Here is a 21,125-nt window from a genome sequence, read left to right as displayed (position 1 = left end):
ACCGGTCCCGGCGGGTACCGCAGCGGCCCGCTCATCCCATGGAGGTCACCCATGCAGCTGCCCGCACCGCGCGGTCCACTGAGCCAGCAGGTGAGGCTGGTCCTGTCCGGACGGGCCACGCAAGGCTCCATGGACTGGTCTTCGGTGACCTCACTGCCGCGCCCTGCCGACCGGATCCTCCACGACGAGGACTTCCAGCTGGCGTTGTGGATGCTCTTCGAGCTGCACTACCGCGGTTTCGACTCGGTCGACCCCGATCTCGAGTGGGACCCGCTGCTGATCCACTCGCGCGGCATGCTCGAGGCCTCCCTGGAGAGCCTGCTCCGCGACCTCACCGCGGACGACGTACGACGGGCCAACCGCGCCGGTGGCTGCTTCACGAACCGACTGAGCGGCCTCATCGACGAGCTCGACGGCGGCTCGCTGGCCACGTTCCTGCAGCGGCGCGCCACCTCGGAGCAGTTCGCCGACTTCATGCGCCGGCGCAGCATCTACCACCTCAAGGAGTCGGATCCGCAGAGCTTCGTGCTCCCCCGCATCGACGGCCCTGCCAAGGTCGCCCTGGCCGAGCTCCAGTACGACGAGTACGGGGCCGGCCGTGCCGACCGACTGCACGCCGGGCTCTTCGCCGACGCGCTCGACGCGCTGGGTCTCGACAGCACGTACGGCGCCTACATCGAGGAGGCGGATGCCACCACGCTCGCGGTCAACAACGTGATGTCGTTGTTCGCGCTGCGCCGTCGGCTCCGCGGTGCCTCCCTCGGTCATCTCGCGGCCTTCGAGGCAACCAGCTCGGCACCGTGTCGACGTATCCTCTCCGGCATCGAGCGCCTCGGCCTGCCTGCCGCGACGGCGCGCTACTTCGACGAGCACGTCGAGGCCGACGCCGTGCACGAGCAGCTCGCGATCCGCTCGATCTGCGCGGCCATGGTCGAGGGTGAACCCGGCCTCGCCGACGACGTCCTCTTCGGCGCCGCGACCTGTCTCCGGGTCGAGGCGATCGCCTCCGAGACGCTGGTGGAGACCTGGGAGTCGCACCAGCTCGTCGAGGCGCCGGCATGAGCGAAGTCCCCACGGCCGACGCGCAGGACGTGCGCACGCAGGCATGCCCTGGTGGGCCCCTCCTGGTGCGGGGAGCAGCCACCTGGGTCGACAGCGACGGGATCGAGCATCCGGTCACCAGGCCGGTGGTGGCGGTGTGCCGCTGCGAGAGGTCGCAGCGCCTGCCGTGGTGCGACGGCACCCACAAGTTCGTGACACGGACCGCCCCCTCGGTCGCGTGACACCACCGGCTGACGGCATGGACTTCGGCGGGCGGGGTACGGAAGGACATGCTCCGTCTTGTCTCGCTGACGCTGTCCGGGCTGCTCCTGTGCAGCGCGTGCAGCTCCGGCCACGAGGACGACGTACGACGAACGGCCCGCGAGTTCGAGCAGGCGGTCGAGGCCGGTGACTGGGCGCGGGCCTGCGCCCAGCTCGCGCCGACCACCCGCGACGACCTCGTGCAGTCTGCCGGTGCGCCGTGTGACGAGGCACTGGCCGACGAGCGGCTGCCACCACCGGGCAGCGCAGGAGAGGTCGCCGTGTTCGGGACCACCGGCCAGGTGCGCTACGACCACGACACCCTGTTCCTCTCGCGCCACGACGGCGACTGGCGGGTCGACGCTGCCGGCTGCACGGTCCGGCACTCCAAGCCCTACGACTGCCAACTCCAGGGAGGCTGAGATGCGTGTCGTCTTCGTGGCATACCTGGCCATGATCGCCGCAGGGCTCGCCTACAGCCTTGCCATCGCCCTGCGGCACCAGTGAGGTGAGATGACGATGCGTCGTTTCGTCAGGGAGAACTCACTCAGCATCTTCTTCGCCGTCCTGTTCCTGGCGGCGTTGGTCGGCCAGGCGTTCGCCGGCTGGCACCAGGTCAACGACCAGCAGCTGGGCGAGGGCGCGGACCGGATCCCGATCGGCACGTACCTGACGTCGGCCGACTTCGCGGTGGACGTGATGGAGAACTGGCAGAGCGAGTACCTCCAGTTCCTGCTCTACATCCTGGCCACGGTCTGGTTCCTGCAGAAGGGGTCGCCCGAGTCGAAGGTGCTGCACAAGGCGGGGCTCGAGTCCGACGAGGACCAGAAGGTCGGCCCGTACGCCACGGAGGACTCGCCACTGTGGGCGCGGGTCGGCGGCCTGCGCACGACGATCTACTCGTGGTCGCTGGCCCTCGTCATGTCCGCGATCTTCTTCCTGTCCTGGTTGGGCCAGTCGATCGGCGGCTGGGCGGCGTACAACGAGACCCGGCTCGGCCAACGCCGTGACCCGATCTCCTGGCACGCCTACCTGGCGAATGCGGACTTCTGGGCACGCACCCTGCAGAACTGGCAGTCGGAGTTCCTGGCGGTCGGTTCGATGGCCGTCCTGGCGATCTACCTGCGGCAGCGGGGGTCACCGGAGAGCAAGCCGGTGGGCTCGGCGCACACCGCCACCGGCATCGAGGGCTGACCCTGCTGGTCAGCCCGCCGCCTCGCGCAGCGCGTCCAGCAACGGCCGGGCCGCCTCGTCGAGGAAGCGGTCGTTCGTGGACCCGTCGACCTGTACGACGGCCACGTCGGTGAAGCCGGCCTCCCAGAACGGTCGGACCGAGTCGACGATCGCGTCGAGGTCGGGGCCGCACACGATCGAGGAGGCGACGTCCTCCGGCCGCACGAACTTCGAGGCCCCCGCGAACCCGGACGTCGTCGGCAGGTCGCTGTTGACCGCCCACCCACCGCCGAACCAGCGGAACTGCGCGTGCGCCCGTGCCGTCGCGGCGTCCGCGTCGGTGGGGTCCCAGCTGATCGGGAGCTGCCCGATGCCGCGGGTGCCGTCGGTGCCGATCTGCGCGGCTCCTTTCGTACGGTTCCACGCCGCGACCAGCTCCGCGTCGGGCTCGACGCCGATCAGGTGGTCGGCCAGGGGTGCGCAACGCTCCGTGACCTGCGCACCACCGACCGCCAGCCCGATCGGCACCCGCTGGTCGGGCAGGTCCCAGAGCCGTGCCGCATCCACCTGGAAGTGCATGCCGCGGTAGTCCACGAGGCCGCCGTCGAACAGGTCGGAGATGATCTCCATCGCCTCGGCCAGCATCTCGTGACGCGTGTCGACCGCAGGCCACCCTGCGCCGACGACGTGTTCGTTGAGGTTCTCCCCGCTGCCGACCCCCAGCGTGAACCGCCCACCCGAGAGCAGCTGCATCGTCGCTGCCTTCTGGGCCACCACGGCCGGGTGGTAGCGCATCGTCGGGCAGGTCACGTAGGTCATCAACGGGATCCGGGTGGTCGCCTGGGCGACCGCGCCCAGCACGCTCCAGGCGTACGGCGCGTGGCCCTGCTCCACGAGCCACGGCGAGTAGTGGTCGCTCATCACCAGGAAGTCGAAGCCGGCCTCCTCTGCCGCCACCGCGTGGCGCACCAGGTCCACGGGGCCGGCCTGCTCGGTCATCAGCGTGTAGCCGAACTCCACCATCGCTCGACCCTCAGCGCCTACGGCGCCAGATGACCAGTGCGGTGAGGGTGGCGGCCACGGCCGCGGCCACTGCCAGCTGCGGGACGTGCGAGCGCGCCTGCTTCTTCACGTCGAACTTCTCGCCCAGCTGCTCCAGGGTCTGGCCGAGGCGCTCTCGGGTCTCCTCGATGTCGCGCTCGAACTCAGCTTCTCCGACGGGTCCACGGGTCTCGTCAGTTGCCATGGCCGGCTCCCTTCAGCTCGTTGATGTCCTGCTTGACGCTGGCCACCGCCTTGTCCGGCGTCGGCGGCGTCCCCTCGGCGACCTGCTTCTTGCCCACGACCGCGGCCACGCCGGTGGCCGCGAACAGCACGAGCGTCACCACCAGGGCGGCCAACCAGGCGTCCATGGCCAGCGCCAGGGCGAGGATCACGGTGGTGATCAGGGTGCCGAGACCGAACAGGCCGAGAATTCCGGCGGCCCCGAAGAGCCCGGCGCCGATGCCGGCACTCCTCGCCTTGCCGGTCATCTCCGCCTTGGCCAGGCCGATCTCGTCGCGCACAAGGCGACGGGTGTCGTCGGAGAGCTGGCGCAGGAGTTCGGCGGTCGACGGCGTCGCCGCCGGATCAGGATCAGTCATCGGAGCCTCCCGAGGATTGCGTGAGGACGTGCCGGGTCACCCACGCGGTACCCACCGTGGCGAGGGCCAGACCCCGGCCGACCTACTCCTCGAAGACGTGCATCGCAGCCTCCTCGGCGGAGGCACCGGCTCCGTCGATACCCTCGTCGTGGCCGACCAACGTCGACTCGTCGTCCTCGCCCATGCCCTCGTCGGGACTGGTCAGCCGTCCGGCGCGCTCCTCACCCACCTCACCGGTGACCGGGCCGTCGAGGATGTCCGCGTCGACCTCGGCCTGCACGCCGTCCCAGACCTCGGGTTCCTCCTGGGCGAGTCGCTCGTCGATGGACTCGCCCTCGAGCTCCTCGCGGGCGGTGACGCCCTTGGCCGTCACGCCACGTGGTCGCTCGGGGGGCGAGATGCCCTCGTCGAGGATGTCGTCCACGCCCCTGTCGTCGAGCGTGTCCTCTGGCTGCAGTTGATCGCTCATGTCCCGACGTTAACCCGCTACCCCGGAGAACCCCAGCGCCAGCGGTTCGGCGACGTACGCCGTCAGTCGGCGATGGCGACGAAGCGGCCGTCGGGCGTGACCGGGTGGTCCTCGTTGATCGCCTCGACCGCCTCGGTGAGCTCGGGCGGGGCCTCGAGCGGACGACGGTCGAGGTGCACGCCGGCGATCATGCAGCGCACCGATCCGCCGGCGAGCTCGATCGTCGGGATCTCGACGTCGACGATCTCGCACGACTCCTCGATCGCCTCGACCTGCTCGGGGGTCAGGCTGCGCCGGGCCCGCGCGGACATCGCCATGATGTAGCGGCGCTTGCCCTCCGGCGTACGACCGCACAGCTCGACGGCGTTGCCGGCGAACTCACGCACCTGGTGCTCGGTGATCTCGACGACCCTGCGACCGTTGACGGAGAGCCGTTCACGAACCTCTTCGCGGCGGCGGAGGTCGGGGATCATCCCGAGGGCGAAGAGCGCCACGTCCGTGCCCACACAGCCGATCACGTTGGTGTGGTAGACCGGCACGCCGTCGGAGTCGACCGCGTCGAAGGCCATCGGCTCGTAGCCGAAGTCGGTGCAGAACCGCTCGAGGACATGGGTGTCGGCACGGTGGCTGCGCGCGGTGTAGGCGACCCGCGAGACGTGGTCGAGCACCATCGCACCGGTGCCCTCGAGGAAGATGCCGTCGGGCTCGAGGCCGGAGTAGTCGATGATCGTCTGCACCCGGTACGACGACTTCAGCATCTCGAGCACGTCGGCCCGTCGCTCGTGGCGGCGGTTGGAGGCGTACATCGGATAGACCGCGATGTTGCCGCCGGCGTGGGTCGAGAGCCAGTTGTTCGGGAAGACGCTGTCGGGGCGGGTGTGGTCCTCGTCCTCGAAGACGTGCACCCGCACGCCGGCATCCTTGAGTGCATTCGCCAGGGCGTCCATCTCGGCCAGCGCGCGGGTGGCGGTGGCGTCTTCGGACTGCCCTGCGGGTGCATCGGACTGGAAGGCGTTGTCGGCCGCGGTCGCCGGGTTCGGCGTGAAGCGCTTGGCTCGGATCAGGATCACTGCGGAAGGGGCTTGGGCACTCACCCAGCGGAATCTAGACCATGCGCCGCACGTGCGCCGAAACCACCCGTTTCGGTGATGCCACCGGCGCCTTTGCCGATCTACGTTGGAGGGGCGGGGGTCATGCCCCGATGCGGAAGAAGGACCCGCGATGAGCACCACGACACGTGCGCTCGACGAACAACTGCTTGAAGCACTGGCGGGCCAGGCGATCACCGACATCGGCGCCGCCCTGAACGGCGCGCTGGTGATGATCGGCGACCACCTCGGCCTGTGGCAGGCGATGACGGACGGTACGCCGACCAACCCCACGATGCTCGCCGAGCGAACCGGCGTCCCCTCGGCGTACCTGCACGAGTGGATGGCCGCCCAGGCCGCCAGCGGCTACCTGGAGTACGACGAGGCATCCGACATGTTCACCCTCTCCCCCGAGCAGGCGATGGTGTTCGCCGACGCCAACAGCCCGGCGTACATGGTCGGCGGCTACCACATCGTGTCGTCGGTCTACCGCGACTACCCGCGGATCGCCACAGCCATGAAGGAGGGCCACGGCTTCGGCTGGCACGAGCACGACCCGGAGCTCTTCCTGGGCACGGAGCAGTTCTTCCGACCGGGCTACCGCACCAGCCTCACCACGGAGTGGATCCCGGCCATGGACGGCATGGAGGAGAAGCTGCGCCACGGCGCGAAGGTGGCCGACGTCGGCTGCGGGCACGGCGCGTCGAGCACCCTGATGGCCAGCGCCTACCCGGCGTCGACGTTCCACGGTTTCGACTACCACGAGAGCTCGATCATCCGCGCGGTCCAGGCCGCCGAGGAGGAGGGAGTCAGCGGCAACACCGAGTTCGCGGTTGCCAGGGCGAAGGACTTCCCGGGCACCGACTACGACCTGATCTGCTTCTTCGACTGCCTGCACGACATGGGCGACCCGCTCGGCGCACTCGAGCACGCGCGCGCGGCACTCGCCGACGATGGCGCAGTGCTGCTGGTCGAGCCGTTCGCGAAGGACCGTCTGGCCGAGAACATGAACCCGATCGGCCGGGTCTTCTACGCCGCCTCGACCGTGATCTGCACCCCCTCGAGCCTCTCCCAGGAGGTGGCCACCGGCTTGGGCGCCCAGGCCGGTGAAGCCAGGCTGCACGAGATCGCCACCGCCGCCGGGTTCACCCGGTTCCGCAGGGCCACCGAGACGCCGGTCAATCTCATCCTCGAGCTGCGCCCCTGATCAACAACACCCACATCCCCACCACTGCAAGGAGGCATCACATGTTCATCCAGATCATCCAGGGCAAGTGCACGAGACAGGACGAGCTGCACGCCATGGCGGACTCGTGGCGCGAGGAGCTCGGCCCGACGGCCCGTGGGTTCCTCGGCGGCACCTACGGCTTCACCGACGACGACATGTTCATCGGCGTCGTCCGGTTCGAGTCGAGAGAGGCCGCGATGGAGAACTCGGCCAGGCCCGAGCAGGACGCGTGGGCCGGTCGGATGATGGAGCTGATGGACGGGCCCGTGGAGTTCCACGACTGCGACGACGTGACCCTGATGATGGACGGCGGATCCGACACCGCCGGCTTCGTCCAGGTGATCCGCGGCAAGGTCGAGGACCCGAGCCGACTCAAGGCGATGATGGCCGACACCGAGATGCTGCACCAGATGCGGCCGGACATCCTCGGCGCCACCCTCGCCCTCGAGGACGACGGCACGTTCACGGAGACGATCGCGTTCACCGACGAGGCCAGCGCCCGCGAGGGAGAGAAGATCGAACCGCCGGCCGACGTACGCGAGGCGCTCGACTCCGTCATGCAGGGAGCCACGTTCTACGACCTGCACCACCCCTGGTTCGAGTCAGCCTGAGCGATCCAACCTGAGCAGTCCAACCCGTGGGGCCCGTCGACCGGTCGGCAACGGCCGGTCGACGGCGGGCGCCCCACCCTCTATCCCAGCAGTGACCGGACCTCGTCGGAGGCGTAGAACGGTTCGAGCCGCGCCCGGATGATCCGCTCGAGCTCGCCGGACTCCTGCATCGCGTCGACGACGGCGGGCGCGATGCGGACCAGGTCCGCGACCAGGTCGTCGCGGGTCAGGTCGAGCTCGTCGAGCAGCTCGGTCGGCGTGAACCCGCCGAACCGGTCGAAGAACGCGTCGACGACGACCTCACCGAGGCGTACGACGTGCGCGTCGCCGACCGTCGTGATGACCAGGTCATGGGCGGCGTCCACGATCCCCGAGATCTCCTCGCGGGTCGCGTGCCGCTCCACGCCGGCGACGGGTTCGGCGGCCACGAGGTCCCAGACCTGAAGCACGGCCTCGCGGGTCGTCGGGTCCTGCAGGGTCTCGATGATGATCCGGTTGAGGCGGCGTACGGCGAACGTGCCGCTCTTGCCCACCGCGTCCCCGATCAGCCCCTCGAACTGCTTGTCGGCAGCGCCCATCACCTTCGAGGCGGCGCTGGTGCCGAACGACATCAGCGACCCGAGCCCGGGCACCTTGTCGGCGACCGCCTTGTTGGCCTGCAGCACCTCGCCGACGATGCGTCCCATGAACCGTGACGCGACCGTGCCCACCTGCGGGCTGTCGGTCAGGCGCTCCAGTGCCCGCTCGAGGACCGGGGTCAGCCCGAGCACCTCGTCGAGCAGCGCCTCCACGCGCTCACGGGCGACCACGTCTCCGACGGGGAACGGCTCGGCCGGGCCGTCGTACGCCACGGAGACGGCCAGCTCGACGATGCCACTGACGGCGGCGCTGCCCGGAACCGTGACCAGGGCGCGCGCCACGATGGCCTTGACCGCCTCGCGGTCGACGAGGTCGGCCAGCTGGTGCTGGCCCGCCGCGGTGAAGAGGTCGTCGGCAAGCCCCGAGACCGTCTCCGCGAGCCGGTCACCGGTCAGCTGGTCGAGGTGGAAGCGGACCTGCGCGTCGAGGAGCTTCCCGGCGAGCTCGGCCGGCCCGGATTCATTGGTGGTCACGGGCAGAACATACGGCGCCGTCCTGCCGGTGGTGTGGGCAGGTGGCGTGCAGCAGTCCGTCCCCGATGACGCCGCCGATGTCACCCGGCACAATCGACGACATGGGCACACCGCAGATCACTCCGGTCCGGGGCGACATCACCACGCTCGACGTCGATGCCGTGGTCAACGCGGCGAACAACCGCATGCGCGGTGGCGGCGGCGTCGACGGTGCGATCCACCGGGCCGGCGGGCCACGGGTCCTCGCGGACTGTGTCGCCAGGTTCCCGGACGGCCTGGCCACGGGCGACGCGGGATGGACGACCGGGGGCGACCTGCCGGCGCGCTGGGTCATCCACACCGTCGGGCCCAACCTCACCGCCGGCCAGAGCGACCGGAGTCTGCTCACGTCGTGCTACCGGCGATCCCTCGAGGTCGCCGACGAGCTGGGTGCGCGCAGCGTGGCGTTCCCCCTGATCAGCGCCGGGGTCTACGGCTGGCCGCGGCGCGACTCGATCGCCGCCGCGCTCGAGGTGTTCGAGTCGACCCCCACGTCCGTGCAGGTCGTGCACCTGGTCGCGTTCGACAAGGGTGCGTACGACGACGTCGAGGCCGAGCTGGGGCTCAGTCGTTGAGCTGCCAGACTCCCGGCTGGTCAGCGCTCAGCAGGCCAGTGTTCACCAGCTCGAGGCGGGCCTTGCGGGCCGCCGTACGCCACCGCAGCTCGCCCTGAGGAGACCTCTCGAGGTCGCCGGGACGAAGCTGGTCGGCCATCCGCTCCTCGATCCTGGCCAACGCGTCCTCGGTGGACAGCGCCTGGCCGGCCTCGTCGAGCACGGCCACGATGTGCGGCATGAAGTCGGCGGGTGCGGTCCAGCGTCGCGCTGCGCGCGGCGTACTCGTGGTGACCCGCGCCGGAGAAACCTTGTCCGCTTCGGGCTTCTCAGGCTTGGCGACCCGGGGCTTGCGCACCGCCTTCGGCGGCTCCGCAGGCGCCACCGGCTTCGGCATTCCGTGGACGCAGTTGCTGAACTTCAGGTCGCAGAGTTCGCAGTAGTCGTCTTCCCTGTCAGACATCTGATCCTCCGGTTACCTGGTGCACGACCCCATCCTTCCACCCCGTGCGTTGCCGCTGCACACCCGAGGGTCCCTGAGGAGTCCGACCGTAGGATGCGGACCACACCATGAGCCCTTCCAAGATCCCCACTGAGCCGGGCGGCCGCCGGCTGTTGCTGGCCGTCGACGCGCCGTCGTTGCTGCACCGCAACCACCACGCCCGCGCCGAGACCGGCCTGGTCGACCGCGGCGGGCGGCCGGCGTGGGCGCTGCACGGCATGCTGCGCCAGATCATCGAGGCGATCGAGCAGTTCGCCCCCGATGCCGTGATCTTCGGCATCGACGACCGGGTCTCGTCGGTGCGTGAGTCGTTCTACCCGGAGTACAAAGCGGGCCGCGCACCGAAGGACGCTGCGCTCGTCGACCAGCTCGAGCGGGCCGGCGCCCTGCTCGACGCCCTCGGACTGGCCACCCTCACTCCGCCGGGCCTCGAGGCTGACGACGTCAACGCGTCGGCCGCCACCTGGGCGCGCGACAACGACTGGAACTGCGTGATCGTCACCAGTGACCGCGACTCGTTCGCGCACATCAGCGACCACACGCAGGTGCTCCGGTTGATCAACGGCGGCATGGCCAACTCGCCCCTGCTGAACCCGACCCGCCTGCGCGCGCTCTACGGTGTCGACGCCTCGAACTACCTCGACTTCGCCGCCCTGCGCGGAGACGCCAGCGACAACCTGCCCGGGGTACCAGGCATCGGGGAGAAGACCGCCCCGATCCTGCTCGACGCGATGGGGTCGATGGACGCGGTGTGGGCCGACATCGACCACTGCGAGGGAGCCACGATGGTCGCAGCACTGGACTCGTGGGCCGAGGAGCACGGCGTACGGCGTCTCGGCGCCACGTTGCTCAAGCGGCTGACCGCGCCCGGTGCCCGGGAGCGCTACGACTTCAACGTGAAGATCATGGGCGGCCAGGACGACCTCGACCTCGGGCTCACTCCCGAAGTACCCGGCACTCCGGGGTTGCTGCCCCTCGACGTCGAACGGGTGGCGCGGGTGCTGGGGCACCTGAACGTTCCGGCGACCACGACGATGGCGATGCGCGTGCTGACCGGCGCGCCTGCATCGTCCGCCGCGCACTGGACCTGACCGGCCGTTTCACCTGCGGTTCCCGGGGCCGGCGTCCCGTGCGACAGGCAACCAGCAGCTCCACGCCCACCGGTCACGCTCGTCACCGCATCGTCCGCGTCCACTTACCTGTCGGACGGGACGCCGCGGCTCTGCGGGACGGGGCACGCTCGCCTCGGCGGGTTCTCCACAGGCCGCGGCCATGGGCTTCCGGAGAGCGACAGCAGTGCATAGGCTGCCGGTGGTTCTCTCGGGAAGGACGCCACATGACCGTTTCGCTCGCTTCTTCTGCTCGGCGGGTGCTCGCGCTGGTCCTGGCGCTTGCGCTGGTCCTGTTCGCCGCAAGTTGCTCGGACGACGACCCCGACTCCAACGCGGACCCCACGTCGACGCCGAGCGACACGACGACGCCTTCCCCCACCACGAGTACGACGGCCGATGCCGAGCCCACCGAGCCTCCCGAGCCAGACGGAATGGGCGAGGACAGCAAGCGCGGCGCCGAGTTGCTGGTCCGCTACTACTGGCAGCTCGTCGACTACGCCCAGCTCACCGGTGACGTCAAGAAGCTCGAGACACTCGCTCGACCCAACTGCGGGCCGTGCAACGACGGCGTAACAGCGCTGAGGACCATCCACGAGAACGGTGGCTTCATCCGCGGGGGGCAGCACACACTGCGCAGCCTGCACGTTGCCCGGATCGGAACTAGCGAACCTGCCGCCTATCGCGTTGAGATCGGGCTGCACAGTTCCCGCCAGCGCAGTCGACAAGCCTCAGGCGCCAAGCTGGACAAGGTCCCGAGCCGAACCGAACAAATCGCGTTCATCGTGAGCGGCGGAAGTGACGGGAGTTTCAAGATCGACTTGTGGGAAGTCGAGGCCGAATCATGAAATTCATGATCGGTCTCATGCTTCTCGGAATGCTCTCCGTCGCCGTCGTTCTCCAGACCGATGGCATCGGTTTCGCTCAGGACTGCACCAATGCGGGGACACGATCGGTGTCTCAGCACACTGATGCGAAGGCCTCCGGCTCCGGGTTCACCGCGTTGGGCACCAAAGCCGAAACTCTCGCACCGGTTTCCTCCAACTGCCCAACTGGCACGTACCGATATGAGCCGCTGTGCGGGCCGGCTCAGACTGGCGGTGTTTGCGAGACGGCCTCACAATGTGGCGAAGACGGAACCGTCGTGCGGGAGTTCTACACGCCATCGGGCGGAACTGAACAAGAGATCGGGTTGAAGTGCCTTGGCGATGGGACGGTCACAGAGCCGATCACCCAGACACTCATCCTGCGGGCGATGAAGCGGATCCAGCTGCCCAAGCCCAGGATGATCGTGCAGCCGCCGGGCGGCAGGACGCTGGTCAACTTCGACACCCTGTTCCGCACCGAGGCCGAGCCGATCCACCGCACCATCGGACTCCTCGGCCGCCGCGTCGAGCTCGTGATCACGCCGTCCTCCTTCACCTGGCACCACGGCGACGGCACCACCCAGACCAGCACTTCCCCCGGCCTGAAGTACCAACCCAGCATCCCGATGGATTCCTACATCTCCCACCAGTACGTCGACGCCCACGTCACCGTGCAGCCCAGCGTGGACGTCGACTACTCGGCCCGCTACCGCGTCGACCGCGGGCCCTGGCTGACCGTCACCGGCACCGTGACCATGCCCGGCAACGGCGTCGACCTGCGCATCGTCGAAGGCCGCCCCACCCTCGTCGACAACTGACTGCACCCGCGGAGCACGTCGCACCGGACCGCTGACCGTGCGCGGCATCGTGGCTCGACCGGACGACCTGTTCACTTGGACATGCAGTTCGCGGGCGGAAGGGGCACGCCACGCTCAAGGAGAGCCGGCGTACGACGAACTGCCTGTTCAAATGAGCATCGCGGCGGCGCCCGGACGAGCCGACTGTTTGAACCAGACCCCACAGGCCATGCTTGGGCACATGAGACGCCCCGCAACGCTGATCGCGCTGCTACCGATCGCACTCGCCGGCCTGGTCGCCTGCGACTCCGAGGCCGCCGGAGACCAGCCGAGCATCGCGGTCGCTGACATCCGCCGGATCGCCGAGACAGCGGGCGACAGTGCGAAGACCTGTCCTCTCGACCTCAACCTGTCCGAGGCGCTCGACGGTGCGGGCGCCGAGGGCGAGATCACCACGACGAGGGTCGACGTCAACCACTCGAGCACCGAGGAGCCCGCTGAGGACCCGATGGCGGCGCAGCTCGAGGACGGGCTGAGCCCGCTCGACGCCGCGGCCGGAGTCTTCATCGAGTGCGCGTTCACCGTGGGCGACGAGGACCTCGTGGTGACGCTGATCGCCACGAAGGCCGGCGAACAGGCAGCGTTCAACGTGATGCTCCCAGGTCTCGGCCGGGCCGCCGAGCTGGACGAGGAAGCCCTCATGGACTACGCCGAGTCGGGCCCGTCCGTCGGCGAGGTCGAGCTGGCGGGCGAGGACGTCACGGTGCTCCGCATGGATGTCACCGGCACCGGCGACGCCGCGCTGATGGTCGCGGGCAAGGCTGTGTCCGGACTGTCCGACGGCGAGCGCCGTACGACGACAAGGAACCTGGCCCGCCAGGTCAGCGAGTCCTGATTCGAGACGACCAGGCCCGGGTGCGACCCGCACGACCCGTCAGCCCGGCAGCGCGATCAGCAGCTCGACGACCAGCAGCGCGGCCGTGACCGCGGCCAGCACGGCGAGGAGCCCGCCGTGCGCGATCATCCGGTCGTACGCCGGCTCGTCCGCATGCGCCACGGCCGAGGTGTGCCGCCATTCGCGCACGACAGCGAAGCCGACGACCAGCCCACCGGCCAACGCCACCGTTGCGCCCGACCACAGGCCGTCGTACGACGCATGGACGGTGACGAAGATGCCAGCCACGGCGACGCTGAGGCCGGTGCGTGACCAGGCGAGCTGGGTGCGCTCCTGCTGGAGGCCGGAGTCGCGACTCACCGGGTGAGCTCCGCGAACACCGAGCCCACCCCGACCAGCACGGCGACGATGCCGACCCCGAGCATCAGCACGAGGTGGGCCCGACCGCCCGGCAACGGGGCGCGCAGCCGCAGGGCGCGTTCGACGTTGGCCCAGCCCAGCCAGGCGAAGAGCACGCAGGCCAGCCCGGTGAGAGCGAGGATCGCCGCGGCCATTCCGGAGAGCCACTGCGGCCAGTCGAGGTCGATCGCGTTGATCGCACCAGCGCCGGCCAGCAGCGCGAGCGCCGTCCGGATCCATGCGAGGAACGTGCGTTCGTTGGCCAGGGTGAACCGCGGGTCCGGCTCGTCGCCGACACCGAAGACGCGGGAGGGGAAGCGGGCCATCAGGAGTTGCTGAAGATCGCCGAGCCGTCGGCATCGGGCCCGCGCTGTGCCCAGGTCCAGGCGTAGGCGTCGTCCTCGACGGCGACCCCACCCTCACCGAGCTCGAGCGGGGCGAAGGTGTCGACCATGACCGCGGACTCGTCGAAGAACTCCGCACCGAGGGAGGCCTCGATCGCCGAGGGCTGCGGACCGTGGGCGTAGCCGCCCGGGTGCAGCGAGATCGAGCCCAGGTTGATGCCGGAGCCCTTGCGGGCCTCGTAGTCACCGCCGACGTAGAACATGACCTCGTCGGAATCCACGTTGGAATGGTAGTACGGCACCGGCACGGACAGCTCGTGGTAGTCGACCTTGCGCGGCAGGAAGTTGCAGATCACGAAGTTGTGCCCCTCGAAGACCTGGTGCACCGGCGGCGGCTGGTGGATCTTGCCGGTGATCGGCATGAAGTCGTCGATGTTGAACGTGTAGGGATAGAGGCAGCCATCCCAGCCGACCACGTCGAACGGGTGCGTCGCGTAGCGCATGCGGGTACCGACGACCCGTCCACTGACGCGATGTTTCACGAGCACGTCGACCTCCACCTCGTCGCGATGTGCCCCCACGAGCTCGGTGAGGGAGGTCGGGCCGTGCAGGTCGCGCTCGCAGTACGGCGCGTGCTCGAGCAGCTGGCCGAACCGGGACAGGTAGCGCTTGGGCGGGTGGATGTGGCTGTTCGCCTCGATCGCGTAGAGCCGGCTGCTCTGGTTGGGCACCCACCGGTGCGTGGTCGCCCGCGGGATGACGACGTAGTCACCCGATCGGTAGCGCAGGCTCCCGAAGACGGTCTCGACGACGCCCCCGCCCGACTCGACGTAGACGCATTCGTCGCCGATCGCGTTGCGGTAGTACGGCGACGCATCCTCCCCGGTGACCACGTAGGAGATGCGGACGTCACTGTTGCCCAGCACCAGGCGTCGCCCGGTCACCGCGTCGCCGTTCTCACCGGCCACGAACAGCGTGTGCAGGCGCAGGTGCCGCGCCTTGAGCGGGTGGTTCGGAGTGGTGGAGAGGTCGGGCAGCTCCCAGATCTGGGAGTCGACGAGCGCCGACGGCACACCGCGGTGGTAGAGCAACGACGAGTCGGAGCTGAAGCCTTCCTCCCCCATCAGCTCCTCGTAGAAGAGGTTCCCGGCAGCGTCACGATGCTGGGTGTGCCGCTTCGAGGGGATCTCGCCGAGGCTCCGGTAGTAGGCCATGCTGAACTCCGAATGGTCGATATTCGGACGTTTGCGTCCGAATATGAATCTTCCTCCGGCACGCTGCGACCTGTCAACGCTGGCGCACGGCGCTGTCGGGAAAACGTCGTCGCAGACCCTCAGGTCTCGTCGTTGAGCCGCAGGGTCTGCAGCCGACGCCCGGCGTACACCGTCGCGGCGACGGTGACGACCACGAGCAGGGTCAGGCCGGTGCCGAGGCCGACGGCAGCGTCGACGCCCAGCCGGGACGCGTCGTCGCCGAGAAGGCGCTCCACCACCGCGAGGGACCACTGCTGGATGCTCAGCGCCTGCGCGCCGGGCACCAACCCACCGACCAGTGACTCCCAGATCAAGGCGTAGATGAGGCCGAGCACGACCGCGTTCCGGCTGGCCACCGCGAGCAGCAGGAACACCGCCGCATAGGCCACACCCGCGGCGAGCGCGCCCACGGTGAAGGCCACTGTGACCGCGCCGACCTCACCGGTCAGGACGACCCCGGCCACCGCCACCGGCAGCACGCCGAAGCCGACCACCACCCCGACGGCCACGACCAGCTTGGTCACGATGATCGAGTAGCGGTTCAGCGGCTTGGCCAGGAGGTAGACGATCGAGCCCTCGTCGATCTCGGGACCGATCGCGCCGGTGCCGGCGATCAGGCCGAGCAGCGGCATCAGGATGGCGATCCCGAACGCGGCCAGCAGGTCCGGCGCCAGGCGTCCGGAGAGCTCACGCTCGATGCCGGAGTCGATCCCGCCCAGCACACGCGCGAAGATGCACAGCGCCAGGAGCGCCAGCGGCAGCAGGGCGAGCACGAGGGTCCGCTTGCGGCCGAGCAGGCTTCGCCGGGTCAGGGAGGCGACGGTGCCGTTGAACGCGAGCCCGCTCATCGCGACACCAGGTAGGAGAAGACGCTCTCCAGGGACTCGTCGGCCGGGTGCACCTCGAGCAGCCGGATGCCGTGGCGAGAGGCGAGCCGCGGCAGCGCGTGCACGAAGGCCGAGTAGTCGGTGGCCTGCACCTGTACGGCGCTGACGCCGTGCGGGTCGACGGACAGCTCGACCCCCGACGTGCACGGTTCGGCGATCATCGCCGACGCCAGGGCGCGGTCGTCGCTGGAGCGGATCGTGTATTGATGCGGCCGCTGGGTCATCAGCCGCCTGATCTCACGGAAGTCACCCGACGCGGCATGCCTCCCCGACACCATCACCTCGATCCGGGCCGCGATCTGCTCGACCTCCTCGAGGATGTGCGAGCTGAAGAGGATGGTGCGGCCCTGGTCGCCCAGCTCGTGCAGCAGCTCCATCAGGTGCATGCGCTGGCGCGGGTCCATGCCGTTGAACGGCTCGTCGAGCAGCAGCACCGTGGGCTCGTGCACGATCGCGGTCGCCATCTTGATCCGCTGCTTCATGCCCTTGGAGTAGGTGCGGATGTCACGGTCCTGTGCGTCGGCCATCTCCACGGTCGCGATCGCCTGCCGCGCGGCGGACTCGGGGTCGGGCAGCTGGTGCAGCTTGGCGTTGGCCAGCACGAAGTTCCAGCCGCTCACCGCGTCGTACATCTCCTCGCGCTCGGGCACGAGGCCGACCTCGCGGTAGATCTCCGGGTCACGGTAGAGCGGGCGCCCGTCGAGGGTGACCGTGCCGGCCGAGGGCGCCAGGAAGCCGGCCATCATGTTGATCAGCGTCGACTTGCCTGCCCCGTTGGGGCCCAGCAGTCCGGTCACGCCGGTGTCGAGCCGCATCGTGACGTCGTTGACCGCGACCACGTTGCCGAACCAGCGGGAGACCTTGTCGAGCTCGACGACACTCACGACCCAACCCCTCTCATGACAGGGCCTTCCGGTAGCGGGCCAGCAGCACGACGTAGCAGACCACGACCAAGAGCACGGCGACCGCGGTGAAGACCAGCGCACCGAGAGCGCCGGGCGGGCCCTCCCCGAACGACGAGTCCGCACCGAAGACGCCCGCGGTCACGCCGTCGACCAGCGGGTACGGCGACAGCAGCCCGGCGTACCCGGTGAACGTGTCGTTGCCCAGCTCGCCCGCCAGGGCACGGACGGTGGCCTGGATGCCGGACAGGACCAGGAGTACGCCGACCACCGCGGCGACCCCGACCCCGCGTCGTGGCGTCAGCGCGGCGATCACGAGGCCGATGCCGGCCAGCACGAACGCGAAGACCAGCACGCCGGCCATCGCCCGCAGGTAGTCGGGCAGCTGCTCGTCGAGGGGCAGCTTGGAGAGCAACGCACCGGCCAGCAGCAACGTGAGGGGCAGGCCCATCAGCACGACCAGCGCGGCGACCATGCCGGCGTACTTCGCCTGGACGTACTGGCTGCGGCTCAGCGGGCGCGAGAAGTAGAGCGGCGCCACCCGGAACCGCAGGTCGCGCGACATCACCACCGGCGACTGGGCGCCGAGGAACACCGTGACGACGACCTGCAGCGTGACGACGTACTCGGTGTAGCCGAGCGGCAGGGTGTCGAAGCCGATGTAGCTGGTCACCACCGTGACCACCAGCGCCGGCAGCACCATCACGGCAAGCAGCAGCAGCGGCATCACCTTCGAGCGCGCGGACCGGCCCAGGCCGAAGGCGCCGCGCAGGGTCTCGAGGAAGAGCGCGCGACGGATGTACGCCGGGCCGAGCCGCGGGCCGTCGTAGTGCCGGTAGCCGATGTCGTGGATCGCGCCGGCCGGGCCCCTCTGCTGGTCAGTCATCGCGCGGGCCGGGGCTCGAAAAGATCTCGGTCATGTGATGGCGCTGGCGCTCGAGCCGGACCAGGCCCAGGTCGAGCTCGGCCACGACGTCGCGCACCAGGTCGTAGGCGGTGTCGTCGCCGACGTCCACGGTGAGCAGCTTCCCGTCGACCCGGGCGGCCACTCCCGCGTCGGCCAGCCGGGCCTGCAGGGCGGTCGGCTCGCCGTCGACCTCGACGGTCACCATCGGTGTCTGGGCGGTGACCGACGCGGTGGTCGAGTGCCGCAGCAGGCGGCCGCCGTCGATCACGACCAGCCCGTCACAGACCCGTTCGAGCTCACCGAGCAGGTGGGAGGTGACGATCACGGAGATGCCGAACTCGGTGCCGATGCGCTGGATCAGCGCGAGCATGTCGTCGCGTCCGGCCGGGTCGAGGCCGTTGGTCGGTTCGTCGAGCAACACCAGACTCGGGTCGTGCACCAGTGCCTGTGCGAGCTTGACCCGCTGCCGCATGCCGGTGGAGTAGCCGCCCATCGGCCGGTAGCGCTCCTCGTAGAGCCCGACGTGGCGCAGGATGTCGGCAGCCCTCTCACGCGCTGCCGTGGTGGGCAGGCCCGACATGCGGCCCATGTGCACGACGAACTCCGTGGCCGACACGTCGGGTGGCAGGCAGTCGTGCTCGGGCATGTAGCCGACCAGCTCGCGGATCGCGGGCCCGTCCGTCGTCACGTCGAGACCGAGCACGTGCGCCGAACCCTTGGTCGCTGGCAGCAGTCCGAGCAGGATCTTGAGCAGCGTGGACTTTCCGGCACCGTTGGCCCCGACCAGCCCGGTCACGCCGGTCGACACGTCGATGCTCAGGGCGCTGACCGCCGTGACCTGTCCGAACTGCATGGTCAGGTCGTGGGTCTGGATCAGCATCACGATGCCCCCTCCGGTCCCGGCTCGCGCCGCCCCTTACACCTTAGGGGCCGGAGGAAATCAGGCCTCGCCAGTTCTGGGGAACTCTCGCCGTTCGACACCAGCTCGGTCAGGCCGCGGCGTGCTCGATGCTCTCCTCAGCCCGGCGGCTGGCGCCAGTGGGGATGGACAGGGCGATCAGCGCGGCCACGAGCGCCACACCGGCACCCATCAGCAACCCAACCCGGAGGCCGTTCTCGGTGGGCAGCGACACGGGTCCGAAGTCCGTGCTCATCTGGGCGAGCACGACGCCGACGACGGCCGCGCTCACCGACGTACCGACCGAGCGCATCAGCGTGTTGAAGCTGTTCGCCGAGCCCGTCTCCGACAACGGGACCGAGCCCATGATCAGGGCGGGCATCGCGCCGTACGCCAGGCCGACGCCGGTGCTGCAGATGCAGACCGCGACCATCACGCCCCACGTCGACCCCATCAGGAGTACGGCGGAGAAGTAGCCGACCGAGACGATGAACGCACCCAGCGCGAGAGTCACCTTCGGACCGCGCAGATGGGAGAGCTTGGCGCCCATCGGCGAGACCAGCATCATCACCAGTCCGCCGGGCATCATCCAGAGGCCCATCTCGAACATCGACTGGCCGAGGCCGTAGCCGGTCTCGGTCGGAATCTGCAGCAGCTGCGGCAGGATCAGCATCTGCGAGTACATCGCGAAGCCGATGACCAGCGACGCCGCGTTGGTGAGCAGCACGACCGGGCGCGCGGTGACCCGGAGGTCGACCAGCGGGTCGGTGGTGCGCAGCTCGAACCAGCCCCAGGCCAGGAAGGCCACCACCGAGACCACGAGCAGGCCGACGGTGAGGCCGCTGCCCCAGCCCCAGTCGGCGCCCTTGGAGACGCCGAGCAGCAGGCAGACCAGGCCGATGCCGAGCCCGACGGCGCCGACGTAGTCGAAGCGGGCACCGATCGCGGTGATCGGGGTGTGCGGCACGAGCGTGACGATCAGCACCGAGATCAGCGCGGCGAGGGCGGCCGAACCCCAGAAGAGGACCCGCCAGCTGGTGTGCTCCGCGACGCCGGCGGCGATCGGCAGGCCGAGGGCGCCGCCGACACCGAGGGAGGCGCTCATCAGGGCGATCGCGGTGCCGAGGCGCTCGGGCGGCAGGACGTCGCGCATCGCGCTGATGCCGAGCGGGATCAGTCCCATGCCGGCCCCTTGCAGGCAGCGGCCGATGATCATCGGCGCCACCGAGGAGGCGAGCGCACACACGACCGAACCGACGATCAGGGCGAAGGAGCAGAGCAGCATCATCCGCCGCTTGCCGAAGAGGTCGCCCAGTCGGCCGCTGACCGGCGTCAGCACGGACGCGGTCAGCAGCGTCGCGGTGATCACCCAGGACGCGTTGGAAGCCGACGTGTCCAGCAACCTGGGCAGGTCACCGATCAGTGGCACGACGAGGGTCTGCATGAGGGCGGCGGTGATGCCAGCCACCGACAGCACGAAGACGATGGCGCCGGAGTGGACCGGTGGTGTGGAGGTCTGCTCGTCGGCAGCAAGGGTCGTGGACATGACTTGTATCCTACACACGATGTGCATGATGCACATGTTGTGTGCGTTACACTTTCGACGGAGGCTCCACTGCCCCTTGGGTGGACCGGACGTCTCGGAGGATCAGTTCCGCCAAGGAGGACACGTGGGCGATCGGCTCAAGGACATCGAGCGCGAGGCACTGCTGCTCGGCAGGTACCTCTCCCCCGTGCGTCACGACGAGACCGGCCGCAAGCGGCTCGACCGCAGCGCCTACACGTTGCTGACCCGGCTGCACGCCCAGGGACCGATGTCGATCGGCCAGCTCACCGAGGCGTTCAGCCTCGACGCCTCCACCCTGAACCGGCAGACCGCCGCGATGATGCGCAACGGCCTCGTCGAGCGGATCCCCGACCCCGACGGCGGCCTGGCCCGCAAGTTCCTGGTCACCAAGGCGGGGCGCGACCAGCTCCTCGCCGACCGGCGCGCCAACATCCGCGGCCTGCGCCGGGTGCTCGAGGACTGGCCGGAGGAGGACGTCGCCACGTTGGCCGACCTGCTGCGCCGCTTCAACGGGGAGATCGAGGCGCGCGACGGTCGGCCCTGGCCGCGCCGCTGATCACTCCCCCTGTTGAATGGTCCG

Annotated in this window: 27 protein-coding genes; 12 read left to right on the top strand and 15 right to left on the bottom strand. The window is 69.4% G+C overall.

All coding sequences use genetic code 11. The features are described from left to right. Positions 1-51 precede the first annotated feature (51 nt). From ASH02_RS23455 to ASH02_RS23440, 4 genes are all read left to right on the top strand, one after another. Entirely contained in the window at positions 52-1,062 is a 1,011-nt protein-coding gene (locus tag ASH02_RS23455; RefSeq protein ID WP_056687573.1) for an iron-containing redox enzyme family protein, read from the top strand. Further along, entirely contained in the window at positions 1,059-1,283 is a 225-nt protein-coding gene (locus ASH02_RS23450; protein WP_056687575.1) for a CDGSH iron-sulfur domain-containing protein, read from the top strand. The genes ASH02_RS23455 and ASH02_RS23450 overlap by 4 nt, the downstream gene beginning before the upstream one ends. 48 nt (positions 1,284-1,331) lie before the next feature. Then, positions 1,332-1,724 (top strand): hypothetical protein, encoded by a 393-nt coding sequence (locus ASH02_RS23445; RefSeq protein ID WP_056687577.1) that lies wholly within the window; start codon positions 1,332-1,334, stop codon positions 1,722-1,724. Between the two features lie 97 nt (positions 1,725-1,821). Then, positions 1,822-2,496, top strand: coding sequence for a DUF6766 family protein (locus ASH02_RS23440; RefSeq protein WP_056687752.1), 675 nt, complete (start codon positions 1,822-1,824; stop codon positions 2,494-2,496). A 9-nt stretch (positions 2,497-2,505) separates the two neighbouring features. On the opposite strand, the gene ASH02_RS23435 is transcribed toward ASH02_RS23440, so the two are convergent. The 5 genes from ASH02_RS23435 to ctlX all read right to left on the bottom strand — a co-directional run bounded on the left by ASH02_RS23435 (position 2,506) and on the right by ctlX (position 5,681). Beyond that, positions 2,506-3,498 (bottom strand): TIGR03557 family F420-dependent LLM class oxidoreductase, encoded by a 993-nt coding sequence (locus ASH02_RS23435; RefSeq protein WP_056687579.1) that lies wholly within the window; start codon positions 3,496-3,498, stop codon positions 2,506-2,508. A gap of 10 nt (positions 3,499-3,508) precedes the next feature. Further along, a complete protein-coding gene (locus ASH02_RS23430) occupies positions 3,509-3,721 on the bottom strand; it encodes a DUF3618 domain-containing protein (RefSeq protein WP_056687581.1) in 213 nt (70 codons plus the stop codon). After that, on the bottom strand, positions 3,711-4,118 hold the full coding sequence (locus ASH02_RS23425) for a phage holin family protein (protein WP_056687583.1): 408 nt from the start codon (positions 4,116-4,118) through the stop codon (positions 3,711-3,713). Before ASH02_RS23425 ends, ASH02_RS23430 begins: the two co-directional genes overlap by 11 nt. Positions 4,119-4,200: 82 nt before the next feature. After that, positions 4,201-4,587 carry a DUF5709 domain-containing protein gene (locus ASH02_RS23420; protein WP_056687585.1) on the bottom strand — a complete coding sequence of 129 codons (387 nt, stop codon included), beginning with the start codon at positions 4,585-4,587 and terminating at the stop codon, positions 4,201-4,203. Positions 4,588-4,649: 62 nt separating this feature from the next. After that, positions 4,650-5,681 carry a citrulline utilization hydrolase CtlX gene (gene ctlX / locus ASH02_RS23415; RefSeq protein ID WP_056687587.1) on the bottom strand — a complete coding sequence of 344 codons (1,032 nt, stop codon included), beginning with the start codon at positions 5,679-5,681 and terminating at the stop codon, positions 4,650-4,652. 127 nt (positions 5,682-5,808) lie between these two features. Here ctlX and ASH02_RS23410 point away from each other — a divergent pair, with 127 nt between their 5' ends. Together ASH02_RS23410 and ASH02_RS23405 are read left to right on the top strand one after the other, a co-directional pair. After that, positions 5,809-6,882, top strand: coding sequence for a class I SAM-dependent methyltransferase (locus ASH02_RS23410; protein ID WP_056687588.1), 1,074 nt, complete (start codon positions 5,809-5,811; stop codon positions 6,880-6,882). 41 nt (positions 6,883-6,923) lie between these two features. Further along, complete coding sequence (locus tag ASH02_RS23405; protein WP_056687590.1) at positions 6,924-7,514, top strand: hypothetical protein; 591 nt, start codon at positions 6,924-6,926, stop codon at positions 7,512-7,514. Between the two features lie 80 nt (positions 7,515-7,594). Here ASH02_RS23405 and ASH02_RS23400 read toward each other — a convergent pair whose 3' ends face one another. Then, complete coding sequence (locus ASH02_RS23400; RefSeq protein ID WP_056687592.1) at positions 7,595-8,626, bottom strand: hypothetical protein; 1,032 nt, start codon at positions 8,624-8,626, stop codon at positions 7,595-7,597. 101 nt (positions 8,627-8,727) lie between these two features. Here ASH02_RS23400 and ASH02_RS23395 point away from each other — a divergent pair, with 101 nt between their 5' ends. Beyond that, on the top strand, positions 8,728-9,240 hold the full coding sequence (locus ASH02_RS23395) for an O-acetyl-ADP-ribose deacetylase (RefSeq protein ID WP_056687755.1): 513 nt from the start codon (positions 8,728-8,730) through the stop codon (positions 9,238-9,240). Here the strand turns inward: ASH02_RS23395 and ASH02_RS23390 are convergent. Next, the gene (locus tag ASH02_RS23390) at positions 9,230-9,682 is read right to left on the bottom strand and encodes a hypothetical protein (protein WP_056687594.1); all 453 of its coding nucleotides are present in this window, start codon (positions 9,680-9,682) and stop codon (positions 9,230-9,232) included. The genes ASH02_RS23395 and ASH02_RS23390 overlap by 11 nt on opposite strands. 107 nt (positions 9,683-9,789) lie before the next feature. Between ASH02_RS23390 and ASH02_RS23385 the strand changes: the two genes are divergently transcribed. The 4 genes from ASH02_RS23385 to ASH02_RS23370 all read left to right on the top strand — a co-directional run bounded on the left by ASH02_RS23385 (position 9,790) and on the right by ASH02_RS23370 (position 13,388). Then, entirely contained in the window at positions 9,790-10,812 is a 1,023-nt protein-coding gene (locus ASH02_RS23385; RefSeq protein WP_082564113.1) for a 5'-3' exonuclease, read from the top strand. Between the two features lie 245 nt (positions 10,813-11,057). Then, positions 11,058-11,678: a DUF6318 family protein gene (locus ASH02_RS23380; RefSeq protein WP_056687596.1), complete on the top strand. Its 621-nt coding sequence runs from the start codon at positions 11,058-11,060 to the stop codon at positions 11,676-11,678. 407 nt (positions 11,679-12,085) lie between these two features. Beyond that, positions 12,086-12,514, top strand: coding sequence for a hypothetical protein (locus ASH02_RS23375; RefSeq protein ID WP_056687598.1), 429 nt, complete (start codon positions 12,086-12,088; stop codon positions 12,512-12,514). A 220-nt stretch (positions 12,515-12,734) separates the two neighbouring features. Continuing rightward, positions 12,735-13,388 (top strand): hypothetical protein, encoded by a 654-nt coding sequence (locus ASH02_RS23370; protein WP_056687600.1) that lies wholly within the window; start codon positions 12,735-12,737, stop codon positions 13,386-13,388. 39 nt (positions 13,389-13,427) lie between these two features. Here the strand turns inward: ASH02_RS23370 and ASH02_RS26500 are convergent, their stop codons facing one another. From ASH02_RS26500 to ASH02_RS23330, 8 genes are all read right to left on the bottom strand, one after another. Beyond that, the gene (locus tag ASH02_RS26500; protein WP_056687602.1) at positions 13,428-13,748 is read right to left on the bottom strand and encodes a DUF202 domain-containing protein; all 321 of its coding nucleotides are present in this window, start codon (positions 13,746-13,748) and stop codon (positions 13,428-13,430) included. Continuing rightward, positions 13,745-14,113, bottom strand: a complete 369-nt coding sequence (locus ASH02_RS23360) for a YidH family protein (RefSeq protein WP_056687604.1) — start codon at positions 14,111-14,113, stop codon at positions 13,745-13,747. Before ASH02_RS23360 ends, ASH02_RS26500 begins: the two co-directional genes overlap by 4 nt. Continuing rightward, positions 14,113-15,345 carry a homogentisate 1,2-dioxygenase gene (locus tag ASH02_RS23355; RefSeq protein WP_056687606.1) on the bottom strand — a complete coding sequence of 411 codons (1,233 nt, stop codon included), beginning with the start codon at positions 15,343-15,345 and terminating at the stop codon, positions 14,113-14,115. The genes ASH02_RS23360 and ASH02_RS23355 overlap by 1 nt, the downstream gene beginning before the upstream one ends. Positions 15,346-15,464: 119 nt before the next feature. Continuing rightward, entirely contained in the window at positions 15,465-16,232 is a 768-nt protein-coding gene (locus ASH02_RS23350) for an ABC transporter permease subunit (protein WP_056687607.1), read from the bottom strand. Next, on the bottom strand, positions 16,229-17,155 hold the full coding sequence (locus tag ASH02_RS23345; protein ID WP_056687609.1) for an ABC transporter ATP-binding protein: 927 nt from the start codon (positions 17,153-17,155) through the stop codon (positions 16,229-16,231). The genes ASH02_RS23350 and ASH02_RS23345 overlap by 4 nt, the downstream gene beginning before the upstream one ends. 13 nt (positions 17,156-17,168) lie before the next feature. Continuing rightward, on the bottom strand, positions 17,169-18,059 hold the full coding sequence (locus ASH02_RS23340; protein ID WP_056687612.1) for a hypothetical protein: 891 nt from the start codon (positions 18,057-18,059) through the stop codon (positions 17,169-17,171). Continuing rightward, entirely contained in the window at positions 18,052-18,960 is a 909-nt protein-coding gene (locus ASH02_RS23335) for an ABC transporter ATP-binding protein (protein WP_082564114.1), read from the bottom strand. Before ASH02_RS23335 ends, ASH02_RS23340 begins: the two co-directional genes overlap by 8 nt. Before the next feature lie 109 nt (positions 18,961-19,069). Beyond that, positions 19,070-20,524, bottom strand: a complete 1,455-nt coding sequence (locus ASH02_RS23330) for an MFS transporter (protein WP_056687616.1) — start codon at positions 20,522-20,524, stop codon at positions 19,070-19,072. Between the two features lie 124 nt (positions 20,525-20,648). On the opposite strand from ASH02_RS23330, the gene ASH02_RS23325 reads away from it, so the two are divergent. Beyond that, the gene (locus ASH02_RS23325) at positions 20,649-21,101 is read left to right on the top strand and encodes a MarR family winged helix-turn-helix transcriptional regulator (RefSeq protein ID WP_056687618.1); all 453 of its coding nucleotides are present in this window, start codon (positions 20,649-20,651) and stop codon (positions 21,099-21,101) included. Positions 21,102-21,125: the final 24 nt, after the last annotated feature.

This window comes from Nocardioides sp. Soil796 (assembly GCF_001429525.1).
GTDB lineage: Bacteria > Actinomycetota > Actinomycetes > Propionibacteriales > Nocardioidaceae > Nocardioides.
This window is presented reverse-complemented; position numbering and strand designations above follow the sequence as displayed.

Coding starts and splice junctions, on each gene's coding strand:
- ASH02_RS23455 (WP_056687573.1), top strand. CDS start 52: ATGCAGCTGCCCGCACCGCGCGGTCCACTGAGCCAGCAGGTGAGGCTG.
- ASH02_RS23450 (WP_056687575.1), top strand. CDS start 1,059: ATGAGCGAAGTCCCCACGGCCGACGCGCAGGACGTGCGCACGCAGGCA.
- ASH02_RS23445 (WP_056687577.1), top strand. CDS start 1,332: ATGCTCCGTCTTGTCTCGCTGACGCTGTCCGGGCTGCTCCTGTGCAGC.
- ASH02_RS23440 (WP_056687752.1), top strand. CDS start 1,822: ATGCGTCGTTTCGTCAGGGAGAACTCACTCAGCATCTTCTTCGCCGTC.
- ASH02_RS23435 (WP_056687579.1), bottom strand. CDS start 3,498: ATGGTGGAGTTCGGCTACACGCTGATGACCGAGCAGGCCGGCCCCGTG.
- ASH02_RS23430 (WP_056687581.1), bottom strand. CDS start 3,721: ATGGCAACTGACGAGACCCGTGGACCCGTCGGAGAAGCTGAGTTCGAG.
- ASH02_RS23425 (WP_056687583.1), bottom strand. CDS start 4,118: ATGACTGATCCTGATCCGGCGGCGACGCCGTCGACCGCCGAACTCCTG.
- ASH02_RS23420 (WP_056687585.1), bottom strand. CDS start 4,587: ATGAGCGATCAACTGCAGCCAGAGGACACGCTCGACGACAGGGGCGTG.
- ASH02_RS23410 (WP_056687588.1), top strand. CDS start 5,809: ATGAGCACCACGACACGTGCGCTCGACGAACAACTGCTTGAAGCACTG.
- ASH02_RS23405 (WP_056687590.1), top strand. CDS start 6,924: ATGTTCATCCAGATCATCCAGGGCAAGTGCACGAGACAGGACGAGCTG.
- ASH02_RS23395 (WP_056687755.1), top strand. CDS start 8,728: ATGGGCACACCGCAGATCACTCCGGTCCGGGGCGACATCACCACGCTC.
- ASH02_RS23390 (WP_056687594.1), bottom strand. CDS start 9,682: ATGTCTGACAGGGAAGACGACTACTGCGAACTCTGCGACCTGAAGTTC.
- ASH02_RS23385 (WP_082564113.1), top strand. CDS start 9,790: ATGAGCCCTTCCAAGATCCCCACTGAGCCGGGCGGCCGCCGGCTGTTG.
- ASH02_RS23380 (WP_056687596.1), top strand. CDS start 11,058: ATGACCGTTTCGCTCGCTTCTTCTGCTCGGCGGGTGCTCGCGCTGGTC.
- ASH02_RS23375 (WP_056687598.1), top strand. CDS start 12,086: ATGAAGCGGATCCAGCTGCCCAAGCCCAGGATGATCGTGCAGCCGCCG.
- ASH02_RS23370 (WP_056687600.1), top strand. CDS start 12,735: ATGAGACGCCCCGCAACGCTGATCGCGCTGCTACCGATCGCACTCGCC.
- ASH02_RS23360 (WP_056687604.1), bottom strand. CDS start 14,113: ATGGCCCGCTTCCCCTCCCGCGTCTTCGGTGTCGGCGACGAGCCGGAC.
- ASH02_RS23355 (WP_056687606.1), bottom strand. CDS start 15,345: ATGGCCTACTACCGGAGCCTCGGCGAGATCCCCTCGAAGCGGCACACC.
- ASH02_RS23350 (WP_056687607.1), bottom strand. CDS start 16,232: ATGAGCGGGCTCGCGTTCAACGGCACCGTCGCCTCCCTGACCCGGCGA.
- ASH02_RS23340 (WP_056687612.1), bottom strand. CDS start 18,059: ATGACTGACCAGCAGAGGGGCCCGGCCGGCGCGATCCACGACATCGGC.
- ASH02_RS23335 (WP_082564114.1), bottom strand. CDS start 18,960: ATGCTGATCCAGACCCACGACCTGACCATGCAGTTCGGACAGGTCACG.
- ASH02_RS23330 (WP_056687616.1), bottom strand. CDS start 20,524: ATGTCCACGACCCTTGCTGCCGACGAGCAGACCTCCACACCACCGGTC.